Annotated in this window: 17 protein-coding genes and 1 tRNA gene; 4 read left to right on the top strand and 14 right to left on the bottom strand. The window is 58.6% G+C overall.

The genetic code is table 11. From position 1 onward, the window contains the following. Window positions 1-15 precede the first annotated feature (15 nt). From AACH87_RS06585 to AACH87_RS06600, 4 genes are all read right to left on the bottom strand, one after another. Window positions 16-918: an ATP-binding cassette domain-containing protein gene (locus AACH87_RS06585; protein WP_338797976.1), complete on the bottom strand. Its 903-nt coding sequence runs from the start codon at window positions 916-918 to the stop codon at window positions 16-18. Then, entirely contained in the window at window positions 915-1970 is a 1056-nt protein-coding gene (locus AACH87_RS06590) for an ABC transporter ATP-binding protein (protein ID WP_338797977.1), read from the bottom strand. Before AACH87_RS06590 ends, AACH87_RS06585 begins: the two co-directional genes overlap by 4 nt. Before the next feature lie 88 nt (window positions 1971-2058). Further along, on the bottom strand, window positions 2059-2994 hold the full coding sequence (locus tag AACH87_RS06595) for an ABC transporter permease (RefSeq protein ID WP_338797978.1): 936 nt from the start codon (window positions 2992-2994) through the stop codon (window positions 2059-2061). 6 nt (window positions 2995-3000) lie between these two features. Continuing rightward, a complete protein-coding gene (locus AACH87_RS06600; protein ID WP_338797979.1) occupies window positions 3001-3963 on the bottom strand; it encodes an ABC transporter permease in 963 nt (320 codons plus the stop codon). 213 nt (window positions 3964-4176) lie between these two features. Here AACH87_RS06600 and AACH87_RS06605 point away from each other — a divergent pair, with 213 nt between their 5' ends. Beyond that, window positions 4177-4431, top strand: coding sequence for a YfhL family 4Fe-4S dicluster ferredoxin (locus AACH87_RS06605; RefSeq protein WP_338797980.1), 255 nt, complete (start codon window positions 4177-4179; stop codon window positions 4429-4431). Between the two features lie 138 nt (window positions 4432-4569). Here the strand turns inward: AACH87_RS06605 and pth are convergent, their stop codons facing one another. The 7 genes from pth to AACH87_RS06640 form a co-directional block, all read right to left on the bottom strand. Continuing rightward, on the bottom strand, window positions 4570-5196 hold the full coding sequence (pth, locus tag AACH87_RS06610) for an aminoacyl-tRNA hydrolase (RefSeq protein WP_338797981.1): 627 nt from the start codon (window positions 5194-5196) through the stop codon (window positions 4570-4572). Window positions 5197-5309: 113 nt separating this feature from the next. Then, a complete protein-coding gene (locus AACH87_RS06615; protein ID WP_338797982.1) occupies window positions 5310-5942 on the bottom strand; it encodes a 50S ribosomal protein L25/general stress protein Ctc in 633 nt (210 codons plus the stop codon). A 180-nt stretch (window positions 5943-6122) separates the two neighbouring features. Continuing rightward, window positions 6123-7082 carry a ribose-phosphate pyrophosphokinase gene (locus tag AACH87_RS06620; RefSeq protein WP_338797983.1) on the bottom strand — a complete coding sequence of 320 codons (960 nt, stop codon included), beginning with the start codon at window positions 7080-7082 and terminating at the stop codon, window positions 6123-6125. 46 nt (window positions 7083-7128) lie between these two features. Continuing rightward, a tRNA-Gln gene (locus AACH87_RS06625) sits at window positions 7129-7205 on the bottom strand. 30 nt (window positions 7206-7235) lie between these two features. Then, a complete protein-coding gene (ispE, locus tag AACH87_RS06630) occupies window positions 7236-8093 on the bottom strand; it encodes a 4-(cytidine 5'-diphospho)-2-C-methyl-D-erythritol kinase (protein ID WP_338797984.1) in 858 nt (285 codons plus the stop codon). A gap of 6 nt (window positions 8094-8099) precedes the next feature. Then, window positions 8100-8585 (bottom strand): lipoprotein insertase outer membrane protein LolB, encoded by a 486-nt coding sequence (locus tag AACH87_RS06635; RefSeq protein WP_338797985.1) that lies wholly within the window; start codon window positions 8583-8585, stop codon window positions 8100-8102. Between the two features lie 32 nt (window positions 8586-8617). Then, a complete protein-coding gene (locus AACH87_RS06640; protein WP_338797986.1) occupies window positions 8618-10450 on the bottom strand; it encodes a tetratricopeptide repeat protein in 1833 nt (610 codons plus the stop codon). On the opposite strand from AACH87_RS06640, the gene mutM reads away from it, so the two are divergent. From mutM to mutY, 3 genes are all read left to right on the top strand, one after another. Then, window positions 10422-11237 carry a bifunctional DNA-formamidopyrimidine glycosylase/DNA-(apurinic or apyrimidinic site) lyase gene (gene mutM / locus AACH87_RS06645; protein WP_338797987.1) on the top strand — a complete coding sequence of 272 codons (816 nt, stop codon included), beginning with the start codon at window positions 10422-10424 and terminating at the stop codon, window positions 11235-11237. The two genes, AACH87_RS06640 and mutM, sit on opposite strands and share 29 nt — an antisense overlap. 154 nt (window positions 11238-11391) lie before the next feature. Beyond that, on the top strand, window positions 11392-13359 hold the full coding sequence (locus AACH87_RS06650; RefSeq protein ID WP_338797988.1) for a dynamin family protein: 1968 nt from the start codon (window positions 11392-11394) through the stop codon (window positions 13357-13359). After that, on the top strand, window positions 13356-14408 hold the full coding sequence (gene mutY, locus AACH87_RS06655; protein WP_338797989.1) for an A/G-specific adenine glycosylase: 1053 nt from the start codon (window positions 13356-13358) through the stop codon (window positions 14406-14408). The genes AACH87_RS06650 and mutY overlap by 4 nt, the downstream gene beginning before the upstream one ends. Before the next feature lie 42 nt (window positions 14409-14450). Here mutY and rapZ read toward each other — a convergent pair whose 3' ends face one another. The 3 genes from rapZ to AACH87_RS06670 are packed head-to-tail and all read right to left on the bottom strand — an operon-like array spanning window position 14451 to window position 17875. Then, window positions 14451-15314: an RNase adapter RapZ gene (gene rapZ / locus AACH87_RS06660; protein ID WP_338797990.1), complete on the bottom strand. Its 864-nt coding sequence runs from the start codon at window positions 15312-15314 to the stop codon at window positions 14451-14453. Then, on the bottom strand, window positions 15304-16980 hold the full coding sequence (gene recN, locus AACH87_RS06665) for a DNA repair protein RecN (protein WP_338797991.1): 1677 nt from the start codon (window positions 16978-16980) through the stop codon (window positions 15304-15306). The genes rapZ and recN overlap by 11 nt, the downstream gene beginning before the upstream one ends. Window position 16981: 1 nt before the next feature. Continuing rightward, complete coding sequence (locus AACH87_RS06670; protein ID WP_338797992.1) at window positions 16982-17875, bottom strand: NAD kinase; 894 nt, start codon at window positions 17873-17875, stop codon at window positions 16982-16984. Window positions 17876-17888: the final 13 nt, after the last annotated feature.

Raw genomic sequence — 17888 nt, forward strand, 5'->3', positions numbered from 1 at the left:
GCTCGTGTGCACTGATCACGCCATAGGTACGGGGTGCGCGCCGTGGGTGCGTGCCTGTGCGGCTGCCTGCCGCCGTGCCCGTGCCCGTCCCGGCTGCACATGCGGCACAGCACCCACCAGCGACTGGGTGTAGGGGTGCTGCGCATGCTGGAAGAGTTCGGCCGGGGCTCCACGCTCCACAATCTGCCCCTGGTATAGCACCACCACTTCATCGCACAGATGGTTTACCACGGCCAGGTCGTGGCTGATGAGCAGGTAGCTCACCCCAAATTGCTGTTGCAAATCTTGCAGCAGGTTGAGCACCTGGGCCTGCACCGATACATCGAGCGCGCTGACGGGCTCGTCGGCCACGATCAGCCGGGGCCGGGTGATGAGTGCGCGTGCAATGGCAATGCGCTGGCGCTGGCCGCCTGAGAATTCGTGCGGGTATTTGTCCAGGTCGTTGGTGCGCAGGCCCACCTGGGCCAACACCTCGGCGGCCTGCTCCCGCTGCTGAGCGCGGTTGGTTTGGCCCTGGGCCTGCAGGGGCTCGCTCACGATCCAGCCTACGGTCTTTCGTGGGTCCAGCGATCCGTAGGGGTCCTGGAACACCATCTGAAAATCGCGCCGGGCTTCGCGCAGCGCGGTGGGGCCGAGCTGGTGCAGGTTGCGCCCGAGCAGGTGCACGCTGCCGGAAGTGGGGGCGTCCAGCGCCATCACGGTGCGTGCCAGGGTGGATTTGCCGGAGCCTGACTCGCCCACCACGCCCAGGCTGCGCCCGCTGTGCAGCGTAAAGCTCACGCCCTTGAGGGCCTGCACTTTGGCAGGCGCGCGCAGCAGATGTTCGCGAGGCAGCGTGTATTCGCGAACCAGATCCTTCACCTCCAGCAGCGGCACTGCGGGCGGCGGAGGGGCTACGGAGGTTGCGGTATCGGTCATGGCGTAGAAGCCGCTGGCGTTGCGGGTGCGTGGGCTGCTGCAGAAGGAGTGGCGATGCACACCGCGGGCTCCATGGCTTCGGGCCGCAGGCAACGCACCAGGTGTTCTCCGTCATCATCCCGCGCCACCACAGTGGCTTCGGGGGGCGTGTGGTAACAGGTCTGGGCCGTGAAGGTGCAGCGCCCGGCAAAGGGGCAGCCCGCAGGCAAATCCACCAGTTCGGGCACGGTGCCTGCAATGGTGGACAGCCGCACCTGCGCGCCCCTGCGCGTGGTCATCTGGGGCCTGGCGGCCAACAGCCCGCGTGTGTAGGGGTGTGCCATGGCAGCAAACACCGAAGCGGTGGAACCGCTTTCGACCACGCTGCCGCCATACATCACCAGCATGCGGTCCACGTTCTGGGAGATCACGCCCAGATCGTGCGAGATGAGGATGAGCGCCATGTTGCGCTCGGCCACCAGGTCGCTGATGAGGTCCAGAATCTGCTGCTGGATGGTCACATCCAGTGCGGTGGTGGGCTCGTCGGCAATCAGCAGGTCAGGCCCGCAGGCCAGCGCCATGGCGATGGTGATGCGCTGCCGCTGTCCGCCTGAAAACTGGTGTGGATAGGCATCAAACCGCTGGCTGGCCTGCGGTATGCCTACGCGGTCCAGCAAGGCAATGGCTTGCTGCCGCGCTGCCCTGGCATCCAGGCCCAGGTGCCGCCGCAGGGGCTCTGCCACCTGGCGGCCAATGGTGTGCACGGGGTTGAGTGCGGTCATGGGTTCCTGGAACACCATGCCAATGCGGTTGCCGCGCAGATGGCATAACTGCGCATCGCTGATGCCCACCAGCTCCTGCCCATCAAAGCGGATGCTGCCCGTGACCTGTGCGCTTTCGGGCAGCAGCCCCATGAGCGCCATGGCGGTAAGGGATTTGCCACAGCCCGATTCGCCGATGAGGCCGAGTGTTTCTCCGCGCTGCAGGGCAAAGCCCACGCCACGCACAGCATCGGCGGGGCCTCGGTGGGTCTGCAGACGGATGCGGAGGTTGGAGACTTCAAGCAGCGTCATCGTGGGGGTGTGTGGAGGTCTGAGATGGCTTTGGTGACTGCGTATGTTGCTGCGTGGGTTGCTGCGTGGGTTGCTCCGCTTGCGGGTTTCATCGCTTCCTCGCCAGCCGGGGGTCCAGCAGGTCGCGCAGGCCGTCGCCCAACAGGTTCAGCCCCAGTACGGCCAGGGCAATGGCCACCCCCGGCCACACGGCCAGCAGCGGGGCTTGGAACATCAGCGTCTGGGCTTCGCTCAGCATGCGGCCCCAGGAGGGATCGGGTGGCTGCGTGCCTAGCCCCAGGTATGACAAGGCAGCCTCGGCCAGAATGGCCAGCGCGAACTGGATGGTGGCCTGCACGATCAGCACCGAGAGGATGTTGGGCAGCACATGCTCCAGCGTGATGCGCCAGGGGCCTTTGCCGCAGGCGCGCGCCGCCAGGATGTATTCGCGCGACCACACCGCGTTGGCCGAAGCGCGTGTGACCCGGGCGAATGTCGGGATGTAGAAGATGCCTATGGCGATGATGGAGTTGACGATGCCCGCGCCGAAGACTGCGGTGAGCATGATGGCCAGCAGCAGGGCCGGAAACGCAAAGGTGAAGTCGGCCAGGCGCATGATGGCCTCTTCCACCCAGCCCTTGCGGGCCGCCGCCAGCAGCCCCAGGGCGGTGCCCACGCCCATGCCAATGCCCACGGCAATCACGCCCACCAGGATGGAGTTACGCGCCCCCACCATGAGCAGCGAGACGATGTCGCGCCCGAAAGCATCGGTCCCCAGCCAATGGGCTGCAGAGGGCGGCTGGAGCTTGCTGGCCAGGTCCACCTCGTAGGGAGACCACGGAGTCCACAGCAGCGACAGCGCCGCCATGCCCAGCATCAGCGCAGTGAGCACGGCACCGAGCACAAAGCTGCGGTGGCGCAGGGCCCGTAGGAGGCTGTGGCGCGCACCTGGGCTGCGTTCGGTGGGCGCAGTCGTAGCAGATGTAGAAGAAGTGGCGACAGAGCCCGCGGGGGGCATGGTCAGGGTGGCGTGGTCTTTCTGCATGGTGGTTCAGATGTCACTGGCTTTCACGCGGGGGTCGATCACCGCATACAGCACGTCCACTACAAAGTTCACCACGATCACCATCGTTGCCAGCAGCATGACGCAGTTGCGCACCACGATGAGGTCCCGGTTGGAGATGGACTGGAAAATCAGCCGCCCCAGGCCCGGCAGGTAAAACACGTTCTCCACCACGATGGTGCCCGCCAGCAGCGATGCAAACTGCAGCCCCATCACCGTCACCACCGGGATCATGGCGTTGCGCAGCACATGCCCCCACAGCGCTGCGCGCTGCGACAAGCCTTTGGCCCGTGCCGTGCGCACGAAGTCTTCGCGCAGCACCTCCAGCACGGCAGAGCGGGTGATGCGGGCCAGAATGGCGGCCTGCACCACGGCCAGCGCAATGGCAGGCAGCAACAGCGCCTTGAGAGCCTCCAGCGGGCTGCCGCCGCTGTCCTCCGTCCAGCCCGGAAAGCCGCCCGCCGCAAACCATTGCAGCTTGACGGAAAACAGCAGGATCAGAAGGATGGCGAACCAGAAATTGGGAATGGCGATGCCGATCTGGGCCAATGCCATCACTCCCACATCGCCCCAGCGGTTGTGGCGCGAGGCTGCATACACGCCCGCCACGAGAGCCAGAACAGCGGTGAACACCATGGCAAGCAGCGCCAGGGGCACCGTCAGCGCCAGGCGTTCCAGCACCAGATCCAGCACCGGGGTGCTGTAGGCGTAGCTCTCTCCCATGTCGCCCGTCAGCAGCCCGCCAATCCAGTGCATGTAGCGCTGCAATGCGGGCTGGTCCAGCCCCAGTTTGGTGGCCAGGGCTGCTACCGCATCGGGCGAGGCATCAGGTCCCATCAGCATCTGCGCTGCATTGCCTGGAAGGATTTCCAGCACGAGAAACACCACGGCCGAAGCGCCGAGCAAAGTCGCCACAAGGGTGAGCAGGCGTTTGAGGAGGAACGGACCCATGGCAGTGATCGTGTCGAGGTAGTGCAGTCAATTCATGTGTGTACACAGCATACTGGCAAAGCGTCCCTGCTGCGCGCAGTGTGTTTCAGCGGGTGCCAGCAAGCGTCATGCCACGCAGGCGGGATAATTGGGGCTTATGAAGCCAGTCTTGCCCACCCGGGTCGTGCGGACCCTCTCACTCCAGGCCATGTGCGTTGCCTGCGGGAGCCTCGTATGGCGCTGATGATTACCGATGAATGCATAAACTGCGATGTGTGCGAGCCCGAATGTCCCAACGATGCAATCTACATGGGGCAGGAAATCTACGAGATCGACCCACACAAGTGCACCGAGTGCGTCGGGCACTTCGACGAGCCGCAGTGCGTTCAGATTTGCCCCGTGGCCTGCATCCCGGTGAATCCGCAGTACTTGGAAAACCGCGAAACCCTGTGGCAGAAATTTCAGCGCCTGCAATCACAAAAGGTGTGATGCCTGCAGGGCTCTACTCTGGGGCGATCACTGCCCCTGGGTTTTGAGCCCTCTTCATCAGGCTTGAAAAGCTTTTGATATTTTTGTGCTGTAGCGCAAGCAGATACAGCGCAGGCAGCTATCAAAAGAATAGCGTCATCAAGGTTTTGGCGTCGCTGCCAGTTCGGGTGGGCGCGGTGGCTTTGGCCGGGGTGGCTTGGTGGTGTGGACCAGCAAAGTCGCCTTGTCCATGTCGCCCGCCAGCATGGCAGTGTGTGCTTTGAGCGAGTGGGCGATGCTCTCTTCAATCAATGTCCGCTGATCGGGAGCAGGCTTTTTCAGTACCCAGTGGGGCACTTCGGATTTTTCGCCAGGGTGTCCGATGCCGATGCGCAAGCGCCAGTAGTCGGGTGACCCCAGTTGGGCGTGGATGTCGCGCAAGCCGTTGTGTCCCGCATGGCTGCCGCCGCGCTTGAGTTTGACCTGCCCAGGCGGCAGATCCAACTCGTCGTGCACTACGAGAATTTCGCTCGGCTGGATCTTGAAGAACTTGGCGAGTGCAGCCACCGATTTGCCGGAGAGGTTCATGAACGTTTGGGGCTCCAGCAGCCACACGCTTTGCCCGGCGATGGTGGTGCGGCCCGCAAGGCCCCAGTAGCTGCGCTCGGGCACCAGCTGTACCTTGAGTTCCCGGGCAAGGGCATCAATCCACCAGAAGCCCGCATTGTGGCGGGTGGCTTCGTAATCGGGCCCGGGATTGCCCAGGCCCACAAACAGCTTGATCATGTTGGCAATTATCGGTGGTAGGGGTCAAAAAAAACGGCCCACATCGTGGACCGTTTTTGGCAGCCATCCAGCACAGGGCCAGATGGTCTTGCAAGCGTTGAAGAAGCCGCAGCTTACTTCTTGCCCTTGCCCTTGCCCTTGGCATCGGCGGCAGGTGCTGCTTCGGCAGGAGTTTCCACCACGACCACTGGAGCCACCACGGACACCAGCACGGGGTTTTGCTTGTTGCCACGGATCACAGCGCTCACGCCCTTGGGCAGCTTGATGTCCTTCAGGTGCAGGGAAGAACCCTTTTCCAGCTTGGACAGGTCCACAGCGATGAACTCTGGCAGGTCGGAAGGCATGCAGCTCACGTCCAGTTCGTTCACGACGGGGTTGACCATGCACTTGTCCACCTTCACGGCGGGGGACTCTTCTGCACCGCTGAAGTGCAGTGGCACCTTCATGTGCAGCTTGGTCTTCTCGTCCACGCGCTGGAAGTCGATGTGCAGAACCAGTTGCTTGAAGGGGTGGTATTGCACGTCGCGCAGCAGAACCTTGGAAGTCTTGCCGTTCAGTTCCATGTCCAGAACGCTGGAGTGGAAGGCTTCCTTCTTCAGGGCGTGCCACAGTGCGTTGTGGTCCACTTCAATCAGTTGGGGTTCAGCGGAACCACCGTACACAATACCAGGCGTCTTGCCCGAAATACGCAGACGGCGGCTCGCACCCGTACCCTGCTTGGCGCGCTCAAAAGCGACGAAGTTCATAGTTAGCTCCTTGTGGGGGACGACCGCGACCAGTCATTCCCTGTTGAAAAAGATTTGCCTGCAAACAGCGCTGGCAAATCCACGGTTTGTTCCCGAACAGACAAGCCTCCCAAAGGAGGCTTGAGGGTTTCATGTGCCAGAGGTGCCTTCTGCAAGGCCCCGTGGCAGAGGAAAACTTTCTTATTCCGAGAACAGGCTCATCACCGACTCGCCCTTGGCAATGCGCTGGATCGTTTCTGCGATCAGCGGAGCCACGGACAACTGGCGAATCTTTGAACATCCCTTGGCGGATTCGCTCAGCGGGATGGTGTTGGTCACCACGATCTCATCCAGCGCAGAACCCTTGGAAATGCGCTCGATGGCGGGGCCAGAGAAAATGGGGTGGGTGCAATAAGCATAGACCTTCTTGGCTCCGCGCTCCTTGAGCACCTCGGCTGCCTTGACCAGGGTGCCTGCCGTATCAATCATGTCGTCCATGATGACGCAGTTGCGGCCTTCAATTTCGCCGATCACATGCATCACTTCAGACACGTTGGCCTTTGGGCGACGCTTGTCGATGATTGCCAGATCGCAGTTCAGTTGCTTGGCCAAGGCGCGGGCACGAACCACGCCACCCACATCGGGGGACACAACAATCAGGTCTTCGTAGTTCTTCTGACGCAGGTCACCCAGCAGCACGGGCGACGCGTAGATGTTGTCCACGGGAATATCGAAGAAACCCTGGATCTGGTCCGCGTGGAGGTCCATGGTCAGCACCCGGGCAACACCAACAGCCTGCAGCATGTTGGCTACCACCTTGGCAGTGATGGGCACGCGGGTAGAGCGTGGGCGGCGGTCCTGCCGTGCATAACCGAAATAGGGGATCACGGCGCTGATACGTTCAGCCGATGCACGCTTGAGTGCATCCACCATGATCAGCAGTTCCATGAGGTTGTCGTTCGTGGGAGCGCAGGTGGACTGCACTACGAACACATCACGTGCACGGACGTTTTGTTTGATTTCGACGGTGACTTCGCCGTCAGAGAATCGACCCACATCGGCTGCGCCCAATTGGGTGCCAAGGTGTTTCGCAATTTCAGCTGCCATGCCAGGATTGGCATTGCCGGTGAAAACCATGAAGTCGGGTTGGTTGGCTTGCATGAGAGACCCAGCAGTCTGAATAAAAGCCCGTATGCGGAAAGGTATTTGGCAGGGGAAGAAGGATTCGAACCTTCGCATGCCGGAATCAAAATCCGGTGCCTTAACCAGCTTGGCGACTCCCCTACACGGGTCAACTGCCGTTGGCAATCAACCTTAATTCGCTTCTATAACCCAATCCGCTAGCGGATGAATCATCAGATTGCTACATGTTTTGACTTTCCAGTTGCTGGGCGCATCTTGAAAATCAACTTCATGAGGCATTTTTGCAAACACTGCACTGCCTGAGCCCGTCATTCTAGCATGCAATCCTTTGGTTTTTAGCCACTCTGTGACTTTTTTTACCTCAGGGCACAAGCTTTGTGCGACTGGCTGCAAGTCATTACGACCAAAATCGTAGTGTGCTGCAGCAAAGCCTAAGATTGTAGCATGGTCGGAATCGCGTTTTAGCAGGTGCGATGAAAAAATCGCTTTTGTTTCGAGTCCAGCCTCCGGTTTGACGATGACAAAACGCGCCGGAGGCAGAGCGGCTGCGCCCTCCAGAGGGTGGATTTGCTCTCCGATTCCCTCTACCCAGGCGTTGTGGCCGCGCAGGAAGAAGGGAACGTCTGCGCCAAGGCTCAAACCAATTTCTTCAAGCTGGGTGCGAGACAGGTGCAGATTCCACAACCTATTCAATGCGATCAGGGTAGAGGCCGCATCCGACGAGCCTCCTCCCATTCCCGCCTGGGCCGGGATGCGCTTGTGCAGGCAGATGTGCGCACCTGATGTGCAGCCTGTTGCTGCCTGCAGCGCTTGTGCGGCTTTGAGGCTGAGATCTACGGGGGGAAGCTCCATACCGTGGTCTTCCCTGCTCAACTGGCTTCCGGCACGTAATTCGAAATGCAGTGTGTCGCTCCAGTCCACCAGCATGAACACGGATTGCAGAAGGTGGTAGCCATCTGCACGCTGCCCAGTGATGTGCAGGAACAGATTGAGCTTGGCCGGGGCTGGTACGTCGTAAAGCGCTTTCATGCGGTGTTATTGGGTGATGGCAATACGTAACGTTGCCTTGGGCTCTGGCGAATAACGGTATGCAGTGATTCTTCCTTCGGAGGCAGCACTCAGATCGGCCGTCCAGCCCGTAGCAAGAGTTTGTGTGCCCTTCAGCCATCCAAAAAGTGCATTGACCGGAACGGTTGTTCCGGTCACTTGTTGCACAAGCCTGTCGAGTGATTCTGACTCCCGGGTCTCACTGCCCGTTTGCAGGGAGGCCTTTCCGGGTGCCCATTGAAGTTTGCCAATGCTGGTGCCAATCGGTGTGAGCAAGGTCAACGCACCTTGGGCTTCGCTTCCTTCGAGTTCAAACAGGGCAGAGAACGACCCCGGAGGGTCTTCCTCGGTTTGCAATGCAATCCGGCCTGACCAATAGTCAGAGTTTTCTGTGGGGCGGGGTGGGGTGGCACATCCTGCAAAAACAAGGCTTGCCAAAACGGTAACGCATGACCGGCTCCAGCGGCGCTTCATTGCGGGAAGAATGCTTGGCGATCCTGCGGCTTTCAAAGTGAAACCCCAAGCCGCTTCAGCGTCTCTTTCAGCGTCGTGTTGTCTGGGTTCAGGCGCAAACCTTCGCGCCAGACTGACTTGGCTTTCTCGGTGTCGCCCTGGCTCCAGAGAACTTCACCCCAGTGGGCGGCAATTTCCGCATCGGGCTTCTTTTCGAAAGCAGCCTTCAGCAGCCGTTGCGCTTCGGCCTTGTTGCCGAGTCGAAACTCCACCCAGGCAAGGCTGTCAGAGATGAAAGGGTCGTCTGGCGCGAATTCAAGCGCCTTCAAAATGAGTCGCTTGGCTTCCTGCAGTTTGATTCCTCGATCCGCCAACGAATAACCCAACGCGTTGTATGCGTGGTGATAGTCAGGCTGCCGCTGAATGATTCCGCGCAGCAAGGATTCCATGACATCCAGCTTGCCTGCTTTTTCAGCCAGCATGGCTTGCTCGTAAGCCAGATCGTTGTCTTCTGGATTCTGCTTGAGGAGGTCTGCCTGAATCTTGTAGGCTTCCTCGTAGAGTTGGTTGTCTTTGAGTAGCTGTGCTTCCGCCAGCAGTTTCATGCGCTGAGCTTCCGCATTGCGTTCAGGGATATTGCGCAAAAGTACGCGCGCTTCTGGCATGCGCCCCTGGCGCGCCAGCAGGGATGCTCTCATGCGCTGGACGCTGAAAGAGTCTTCTGCGTTGTCTATGCGCTTCAACCATTCCTGCGCTGCAGGTACGTCCCCTCGTTTCTCTGCAATCTGAGCGCCTAGCAGATAGGCTTGCTCCAGCACACGTGCGTTAGACAGAGGCTCTGAAGTATTTTGCGCAAGTTCTAAAAAGCGGCTGAGAGATTGCTCTGCCTGCACGAGCTGCTGGTTTTGCGCCTGAAGGCTCGCCAGCAGAAGCCAGGCTTCGGCAAGGTCGGGTTTCTCTTGCGTTGTGCGTGTCAACTGCTCCACTGCCTCGGCAAACCGTGACTGCCCTAAAAGAACGCGCGCATACAGCATGCGAATTTCAGACGCGTTTGGCTGCTGGAGAAAACGCGTGACAAACGGCTCTGCGTCTTTGTTGCCTTCCTCCATCAAGTCAAGGGCAAGTCGGGCTTGTCCGTCGTTGCTGGCATCTGCCGCATGAGCTTTGGTCAATGCGTCCATGGCGGCAGTCTTGTTGCCTGCGGCCAGCTGCATGCGGCCCACAGTGATCCAGCCTGCTGATGAAAGGCTGGGGCTTGAGAGTTCGGTGCTGATGGCCTCTTGAACTACTTTGGCCGCAGCTGCCTTGTCACTGACGCGCGCATACATCTGTGGGATTGCAGTCAGCACCCCTACACGATTGGGGAGTGGAGTTTGGCGAAGAAATTGTTGCAGGGGTTCAGTAGTTTCGCTGACTTGATTGAGCGCTATCAGTATCTGCAGAACATAGCGGTTGGCATCGCGCGATTGCGGTTGATCTTCTTTCCATGCCTTTGCTGCAGCCAGGGCGTATTCCCCCGAGCGCGATTGCAAAGCAATGTCTGCTGCACGCTGATAGAGCTGAGCACTTCCACTGCGGCGGGCTGCATCCAGTATCAAGGCGTAGCCCGCTCCTGGATCGCCTGTGCGGGTCGTTATTTCACCCAGCAGCGTTTCATAAAAGAGCTCTCCCTCGGATATGGCGCTTTCCGTAGCAGGTTTGCGTGAAGGTGCCGTAGGGCTTGCCGCTGTTTGCGCCCAGCCATACGAGGTGGTGAAGACCAGTGCACATGCCAGGGGAATCAAGCGAAAGCGGTGAATTTGCTGCATCAAACCATAATAATCCACCTCCCCGCCCACTTGCTTGAATGCCTGCGATATGCCTGAATTGCCTGAGGTAGAGGTCACACGCCGTAGCTTTGCCGATGCCATTGCTGGTGCACGCGTGCACGGCGTCTATCTTGGGAAACCGCTGCGCTGGCCACTGGGTTGCGATCCACGGACGCTGGAGGGAATGACCATCACCGAGGTCCGGCGTCGGGGAAAGTACTTGCTGATTGGTCTGGACAGCGGTGCTATGTTGCTCGTGCATCTGGGGATGTCGGGCAGTTTGCGGTTTGCCTTGGCTCTGCCGGAGAAGGGTAAGCACGATCACTTCGAATTGCAGACATCTAAAGGGGTGCTTCGATTGCATGATCCACGCCGCTTTGGTGCGGTGATCTATGTCGCAGGAGAGACGGATCCTGTGGCTCGCAAGCTGCTCGGCGGGCTGGGTATGGAGCCTTTGAGTGATGCCTTCACGATGGAGCGCTTTCGGCAGGGGCTCAAGAGCAGTCGGTCGGATATCAAACAGTTGCTCTTGGCCGGCAAACTGGTAGTGGGCGTAGGGAACATATACGCCTCGGAAGCCTTGTTCAGAGCGGGTATCAGCCCCACCGTTAAAGCTTCTCTGATCGGCTTGGAAAGGAGCTCTCGGCTTTTCCATGCCATTCGTGAGGTATTGAGCGAAGCCGTGAACATGGGTGGCTCCAGCCTGAAAGATTTCTCCAGTGCTGACGGAACCGAAGGTCATTTTCAGACTGCTGCAAAAGTCTACGGACGGTCGCTGCAGCCTTGCCTGCAGTGTGAAACACCTATTCGGATGCTGAGGCAAGGGCAGCGCAGCAGTTTTTATTGTCCGCGCTGCCAGCGCTAGGCGTAAAGCGTACCTAGGCATCCTCTGCACGGATGGAGCGGCAAGTGTGCGCAGAGCACAACTCCTGCATGCTCCGCCTTAGGGACGGCTTGGTGTCGGTGCTATATTTTGCTTATGTCTGCTTGCAGACCGTCTATTGCATTCCGGGAGCAAAGTGGGACCCTCATTCAACGAACAGTTTGATCAGCATGGTGCTTGGCGGCGCGCCTTTGCGCAGCAACTCAAGCAACTTGCAGAGTGGATGGCTGCACACGATCTCATGGACGCAGCCGTCCAGGAGCGCCTGCAGCGTCTGGAAGATCAGGTCCGTACGGACAAGGTCATGGTGGCTTTCGTCGCGGAGTTTTCACGCGGGAAGTCTGAACTGATCAATTCCATCTTCTTTGCCGACTATGGTCGTCGCATCATGCCCGCCAGCGCTGGGCGTACAACGATGTGTCCGACGGAATTGGGGTACGAGTCGTCGTTGCCGCCGAGTCTGCGACTGCTTCCTATCGAGACCCGGTTGCAGATGCAAGGGCTTACTGAACTGCGTCTCAAACCCGAACGTTGGGTCGAGATTCCTCTGGACGTCAATGATGCCGATCAGATCGCGCGTGCGCTGGAGAAAGTGGCTGAGATTCGTCGCGTCAGTCTGGACGATGCCCGTGCGTTGGGGTTCTGGCACGACGATTTGGCTGAAGAAAATCCAGTTCCTGATGCCGACGGCAAGGTCGAAGTGCCTATGTGGCGGCACGCCCTTATCAATATTCCCCATCCGCTGTTGAAGCAGGGCTTGGTGATTCTGGATACCCCCGGTCTCAATGCAGTGGGTGCCGAGCCTGAGTTGACCGTCAATCTGATTCCTCAGGCCCACGCTGTCGTTTTCATCCTGAGTGCTGATACCGGTGTTACGCGCTCTGATCTCTCTATCTGGCGCGAGCATCTGGCCACTGCTGCTGACAGCATGGATGCGCGACTGGTCGTTCTCAACAAGATCGACACGCTCTGGGACGCCCTGAACACCCCTGAACAGGTGCAGGCCCAGCTAGACCGGCAGCGCAGCACTTCCGCAGAAATGTTGGGTATTCCGTTGGAGCAGGTCGTTCCTGTCTCAGCGCAAAAAGGACTTGTTGCCAAAATCGCTTGCGACGATGTTCTGCTGGAATCCAGTGGCCTTCCCGTTCTGGAGGATATTCTTGGCCAGGGCGTGATGGGGCGACGCCAAGCCATCTTGCGCGCAGCTGTGGCCTCAGGGGTTGCGAATTTGCGGGCAGAGGCTTCCCGGGCCATCAACATCCGTCGCCGTGATCTGGATGACCAGATGGCGGAGCTCCGCAGTCTGCGCGGAAAGAATGCTTCCGTCATCGAAAGCATGCGCAACCGTATCCAGCAAGAACAACAAGAGTTTGACCTGAGCACTGCCAAGATTCAGGCAGTCAGGGCTGTGCATCTGAAATTACTGCGCGAGGTTTTTGCACAGCTGGGCTCGAAGGCCCTGAAGACAGAGTTGGCGGAGCTCTCTCAGGCGCTCCAGCAAAAGGGACTGAAGCTAGGCATCCGCAAAATCTATCAGGAAACCTTTGACAAGCTTCGCTCTACCCTGGACAAAGCGCAGGCCTCGGGTACTGAAATCCAGGCGATGTTGGGCGGCACATTCAGACAGCTGAACGCTGAGTTCGGTTTTTCTCTGCAAGTGCCATCGGCTCCGCAACTGGAGCATTTCATGCACGATCTTGCGCAGATTGAGCAAAGCCATCTGCAATACCTCGGTGTGAGCAATGCATTGAAGCTTGCTCAGCCTGAGTTTGCTGAGCGTCTCGTCCGCGCTTTGGGCACCCGTCTGCGTACTGTGTACGAATCAGCTGCAAACGATCTGGAACTGTGGAGCAAATCTGCTACCGCTCAGCTGGACTCCCAGCTCAAGGAGCGTCGGCGTAGTTTCTCGCGCCGCATTGAAGCTGTAGATCGTATTCAGCAAGCGGCCAGTGGCTTGGTGGAGCGAATTTCGGAAATAGAAGCCGGTGAAGAAGAGCTGATTCAACTGGAGCAGCGACTTCAGGAACTGACAACGCAGCTCATATCTTTGCCCGAAGGGCCTTCCGCAGCGCCTGATATGTCTCTGGACGTCGTGCTTGCATGACATCGGGATCGGAGACTGTTGCTACCTTGGTCGTGAGGTGGCAGGCGGCGCATGGACGCAGTCATCTCCCTTGGCAGCAAACCCGTGATCCTTACAGGGTTTGGCTGTCTGAAATCATGCTTCAGCAGACCCAGGTCGCCACCGTGCTGGAGTATTACGAACGCTTTCTGAGGCGTTTTCCTGACGTGACTGCATTGGCCCAAGCCTCGCAAGAGGATGTGATGGGTTTGTGGAGTGGCCTGGGCTATTACAGCCGGGCACGAAACCTCCACAAATGCGCGCAGGTAGTGGTTTCGCAGTACGGAGGTCGTTTTCCTGAAACCGTAGAGTTGCTCTCGGGACTGCCTGGCATAGGTCGATCAACAGCAGGTGCGATCGCAGCCTTTTGTTTCTCTCAGCGTGCAGCTATTCTCGATGCGAATGTTCGCCGGGTTCTTACACGCCTGCTGGGTTTTGACTCCGACTTGGCTGTCGCCAAGCATGAGCGGGAATTGTGGGCTCATGCAGAAGCTCTATTGCCCACATCGGACTTGCACCGTGCAATGCCTGGCTATACCCAGGGCATGATGGACTTGGGTGCGGTGGTGTGCACTCCTCGCAACCCACAATGCCTCACTTGTCCTTTGATGGACCTTTGTGTCGCGCGAAAGCAGGGGCAGCCAGAGCACTATCCCGTGAAGACGCGCAAACTTATCAGGCGGTCAGAATCCTGGTGGTTGTTGGTGATGCGGAGACCTGACGGCTCGGTCTGGCTGGAGGTGCGGCCCTCCAAAGGAATCTGGGCGGGTTTGCACTGTGTTCCTGTATTTGCAGAGTGGGCCTTGCTTCAAGATGCCATCAAAACCTGGGGGCTCGGCAGCGAAGACTTGGAGGACATTGAACCTTTCGTGCATGTCCTCACGCATCGGGACCTGCATCTGCATCCCATCGCAGCGACCGTCCCTGAGGGCTACATTCCAAAGGGGGCTGGTCATTGGTTTTCGCCTGAGCAATGGGTTCAGGCTGGTCTTCCTGCTCCCCTTCGAAAATTGCTTGAGCGACTGGTGTGATCCCAAGCTTTGAATTGATGTGTCGGGGGCAGATGGCTCTTCTCACCGACCTTCCAGTTCTCGGTGTCTGCGCAAAACTTTCCAGCGGTGCTCGAATGCTTTTGCCAGCTGCTGTACCAAAAATACGGATCGGTGCTGACCGCCGGTGCAGCCTATGGCCACAGTCACATAGTTTCTATGGTTTTGTTCCAGCACATCCAGCCAATGCGTCAAAAATTGTTCTATGTGTGACTGCATGGTGGATACCTCAGGCTGCTGCTTCAAAAACTCGGCAACAGGCTCATCCAGACCGGTCAACTCTCGCAGGCCACTTTCGTAGTGCGGATTTGGGAGCATGCGAACGTCGAAAACGTAATCGGCATCTACAGGGATCCCTCGCTTGAACGCAAATGACTGAAAAACCAGGGTCATGCCCCCGGGGGCAATCGAAAGAAGACTCTTGACATAACTCTGCAACTGGGACGCCCGAATGTTGCTGGTGTCTATCACGTGGGCCTGTTCGCGCAGATCAGCCAGGAGTTCGCGCTCAAGTTCAATGATCTCCACCAGCGCCTGTCGCCCTTGCACATGCCCATCGTTGGAAAGAGGATGGCGTCTTCGCGTTTCTGAAAATCTCCGGACCAGCGTACCCGTGGTGGCGTCCAGAAATAATGACTGCACCAAAACCCCTTGGGTTTTGAGACGTTGCAGATCCCGGGGAACTTGGGGCAGGGAGGTCGCGCTGCGTACATCCATGGCAATCGCGACGCGGTTGCCGTGGTGCTTGTGCTCCAGCTCCACAAATGCCGATAGCAATTCGGGGGGGAGGTTGTCTACACAGTAATACCCCGCATCTTCCATGGCGTGGAGTGCCACAGACTTTCCTGAGCCCGACATCCCTGTGATCAGAACAATTTCAGGTGGCATGGCGATTTCCCCCTTCCAGTTGTGCAGACTGAAGCATTTCAGCTGCATGTGCCAAGCTGGTTGCAGTGGCTCGCTCACCCCCGAGCATGCGGGCAATCTCGGCAATTCGCATCTCTTCTGTCACGGACGTTACCGAACTGGTGGTATCCGCCTTGGTGCGGCTCTTGGAGACTTTCAAATGATGATTCGCACATGCGGCAACTTGGGGTAGATGGGTTACCGCCAGCACTTGCCGATCCTTGCCAAGGCGCTGCATGAGCCGTCCAACGGTCTCAGCCACAGCTCCGCCCACACCCGAGTCCACTTCGTCGAATATCAGTGTGGGAGCCTTGCCTAACTGACTGGTTGTCACAGCGATAGCCAGAGAGATTCGCGACAGTTCACCGCCTGAGGCCACTTTCCCAATCGGTTTAGGGCTTGTGCCCGGATGACCGGCCACCAGAAAAGTGATTTCGTCCAGTCCGTGTGCTGCGGGCTCAGCCTGTTTTTTTACGCTCACTTCAAAGCGCCCCCCCTGCATTCCCATGCCTTGCATGGCCTTGGTGATAGCAGATGAAAGCCTGGGCGCTGCCTTGGTACGGGCCACTGAGAGTGAGCGGGCTGCAGACAAGTAGGCCGCTTCGCTGGCTTCAGCCGCTTTGGTCAATGCATTTAGATCACTGGACGCATCCAGTTGCGCCATTACGCTTTTCCATTCGTGCAACAGTGCAGGCAAATCGCTGGGTGGTCTTCTGTACTTGCGGGAGAGCTGGAGCCAAGAGGAAATTCTGCTGTCCAGTTCTGCCAACCTCTGCGGATCGACATCTGTCCGGCGCAGGTAGGTCTGCAAAGAGTGCGCAACATCACTTGCCTGCGCCAGGCTGGATGAAACGATATCTGCCATGTTCCTAAATTCCGGCTCCACATGCTCTTGGCTTTCAAGAGCATCCAGAGTCTTGGCAAGACCAGCAAGAACTCCACCGTCCTCGTCTTCCATCACTGCCAACGCACTCTGTGCTGCGTCAATCAGCGCCTGGGCGTTTGAGAGGCGCTTGTGCGTGGCTTCCAGTTCTTCCCACTCACCCGGCTCCGGTGCGAGCTTTTCAAGCTCTGCAATTTGCCACTGCAGCCGATCCCGCTCCTGTTGCAGAGTTGCCTGGGCAGCATGCGCTTGTGCCAGGGCTTTCAGGTCTTCTCGCCAGCGACTCCAGCATTCTGATGTCTGTGTTGATGAGCTACCGGCGTAGGCGTCCAGCAGACCTCGCACGGCCTCTGCCCGCGTCAGGCTTTGCCAAGCGTGCTGTCCGTGGATATCCAGCAATTGCTCACCCAGAGCGCGTAGTTGAGTCGCTGTGACCGGAGTCCCATTGATCCAGCCGCGACTCTTACCCTGGACATCGATGGTTCTGCGCAGCAACAGCGTTCCATCATGTTCGAGTCCCGATTCATCCAGCCACTCGTGCACATGCGCAGGTGTGTCGAACTCTGCGCAGATGTCCGCTTTGCTCGCTCCTTCTCGCACCACGGAAGATTCCGCCCTGGCCCCCAGAACGATTTGCAGGGCATCGATCAATATGGACTTGCCAGCGCCTGTTTCTCCTGTGAGTACGGTAAAGCCAGAACGCAGCTCAAGATCGAGAGCCTCCACAATCACGAAATCGCGCAAGATGATGCGCTTGAGGGGCATCTCAGGACCCTCCTTCGTTCCAGCGCAGCTTTTTGCGCAATGTCGCAAAGTAGTTCCAGCCCACGGGATGAAGGAAACGCACGGAATGTTCCGATCGGCGCACCAGAATTCGGTCTCCGTGTTGCAGCGATGCAAGCGACTGCATATCAAAATTGGCGCTGACATCGCGGCCACTCACCACCTCGACCGCGACTTCAACAGCGTCCGAAAGAACGATGGGTCTGTTCGAGAGCGTGTGCGGCGCGATAGGAACCAAAACCCACCCTGGAATGGAGGGGTGGAGCATGGGGCCACCAGCTGAAAGGGAGTAGGCTGTGGACCCTGTGGGTGAAGCAATGATCAGGCCGTCTGCGCGTTGGTTCGATACGAACCTTCCGCCAACCTCCACACGCAGCTCCACCATGCCCGATGTTCCACCCCGATTCACTACCACATCATTCATGGCGAATGCTTCGAAGACCATCTCTTCAGCCCGCATCACACGGGCGTGCATCAAGGGACGCGAGTCCTCTTCGTATTCGCCTTGCAGCATCGGGCCCAGAGTGGCTTGGTATGCCTCGAACGGAATATCTGTGATGAAGCCGAGACGGCCCTGATTGATACCAATGAGGGGAACGTTGTGCCGGGCAAGCCGCCTCGCAATTCCGAGCATGGTGCCATCCCCTCCCACCACCAGACCCAAGTCGCAGTTGGCGATTGCATCCACTTCTACTGATGGGTATTGTGAGAGTCCGGTATTGGCTGCGGTTTCCGCTTCCAGCAAAACCTCACAGCCCAGACTGCTCATGAAGCTTGCTATTTCCTGCAAAGCCTTCAGGCTGCTGTCGGTCATGCTGGGTGCAGTAGAGGCCTGGTACTTGCCAATCAAGGCGATGCGACGGAATTTCAAGGTCATTTGGAAATTACAT

The organism is Acidovorax sp. DW039, assembly GCF_037101375.1.
Classification (GTDB): Bacteria; Pseudomonadota; Gammaproteobacteria; order Burkholderiales; family Burkholderiaceae_C; genus Acidovorax.

Excerpts from the sequence above, each read along its gene's own strand:
- AACH87_RS06605 (WP_338797980.1), top strand. The coding sequence starts at position 4,177 with ATGGCGCTGATGATTACCGATGAATGCATAAACTGCGATGTGTGCGAG.
- AACH87_RS06635 (WP_338797985.1), bottom strand. The coding sequence starts at position 8,585 with ATGAAGCGCCGCTGGAGCCGGTCATGCGTTACCGTTTTGGCAAGCCTT.
- AACH87_RS06590 (WP_338797977.1), bottom strand. The coding sequence starts at position 1,970 with ATGACGCTGCTTGAAGTCTCCAACCTCCGCATCCGTCTGCAGACCCAC.
- AACH87_RS06670 (WP_338797992.1), bottom strand. The coding sequence starts at position 17,875 with ATGACCTTGAAATTCCGTCGCATCGCCTTGATTGGCAAGTACCAGGCC.
- AACH87_RS06600 (WP_338797979.1), bottom strand. The coding sequence starts at position 3,963 with ATGGGTCCGTTCCTCCTCAAACGCCTGCTCACCCTTGTGGCGACTTTG.
- AACH87_RS06585 (WP_338797976.1), bottom strand. The coding sequence starts at position 918 with ATGACCGATACCGCAACCTCCGTAGCCCCTCCGCCGCCCGCAGTGCCG.
- mutY (WP_338797989.1), top strand. The coding sequence starts at position 13,356 with ATGACATCGGGATCGGAGACTGTTGCTACCTTGGTCGTGAGGTGGCAG.
- mutM (WP_338797987.1), top strand. The coding sequence starts at position 10,422 with ATGCCTGAATTGCCTGAGGTAGAGGTCACACGCCGTAGCTTTGCCGAT.
- AACH87_RS06595 (WP_338797978.1), bottom strand. The coding sequence starts at position 2,994 with ATGCAGAAAGACCACGCCACCCTGACCATGCCCCCCGCGGGCTCTGTC.
- rapZ (WP_338797990.1), bottom strand. The coding sequence starts at position 15,314 with ATGCCACCTGAAATTGTTCTGATCACAGGGATGTCGGGCTCAGGAAAG.
- pth (WP_338797981.1), bottom strand. The coding sequence starts at position 5,196 with ATGATCAAGCTGTTTGTGGGCCTGGGCAATCCCGGGCCCGATTACGAA.
- ispE (WP_338797984.1), bottom strand. The coding sequence starts at position 8,093 with ATGAAAGCGCTTTACGACGTACCAGCCCCGGCCAAGCTCAATCTGTTC.
- AACH87_RS06620 (WP_338797983.1), bottom strand. The coding sequence starts at position 7,082 with ATGCAAGCCAACCAACCCGACTTCATGGTTTTCACCGGCAATGCCAAT.
- AACH87_RS06615 (WP_338797982.1), bottom strand. The coding sequence starts at position 5,942 with ATGAACTTCGTCGCTTTTGAGCGCGCCAAGCAGGGTACGGGTGCGAGC.
- recN (WP_338797991.1), bottom strand. The coding sequence starts at position 16,980 with ATGCCCCTCAAGCGCATCATCTTGCGCGATTTCGTGATTGTGGAGGCT.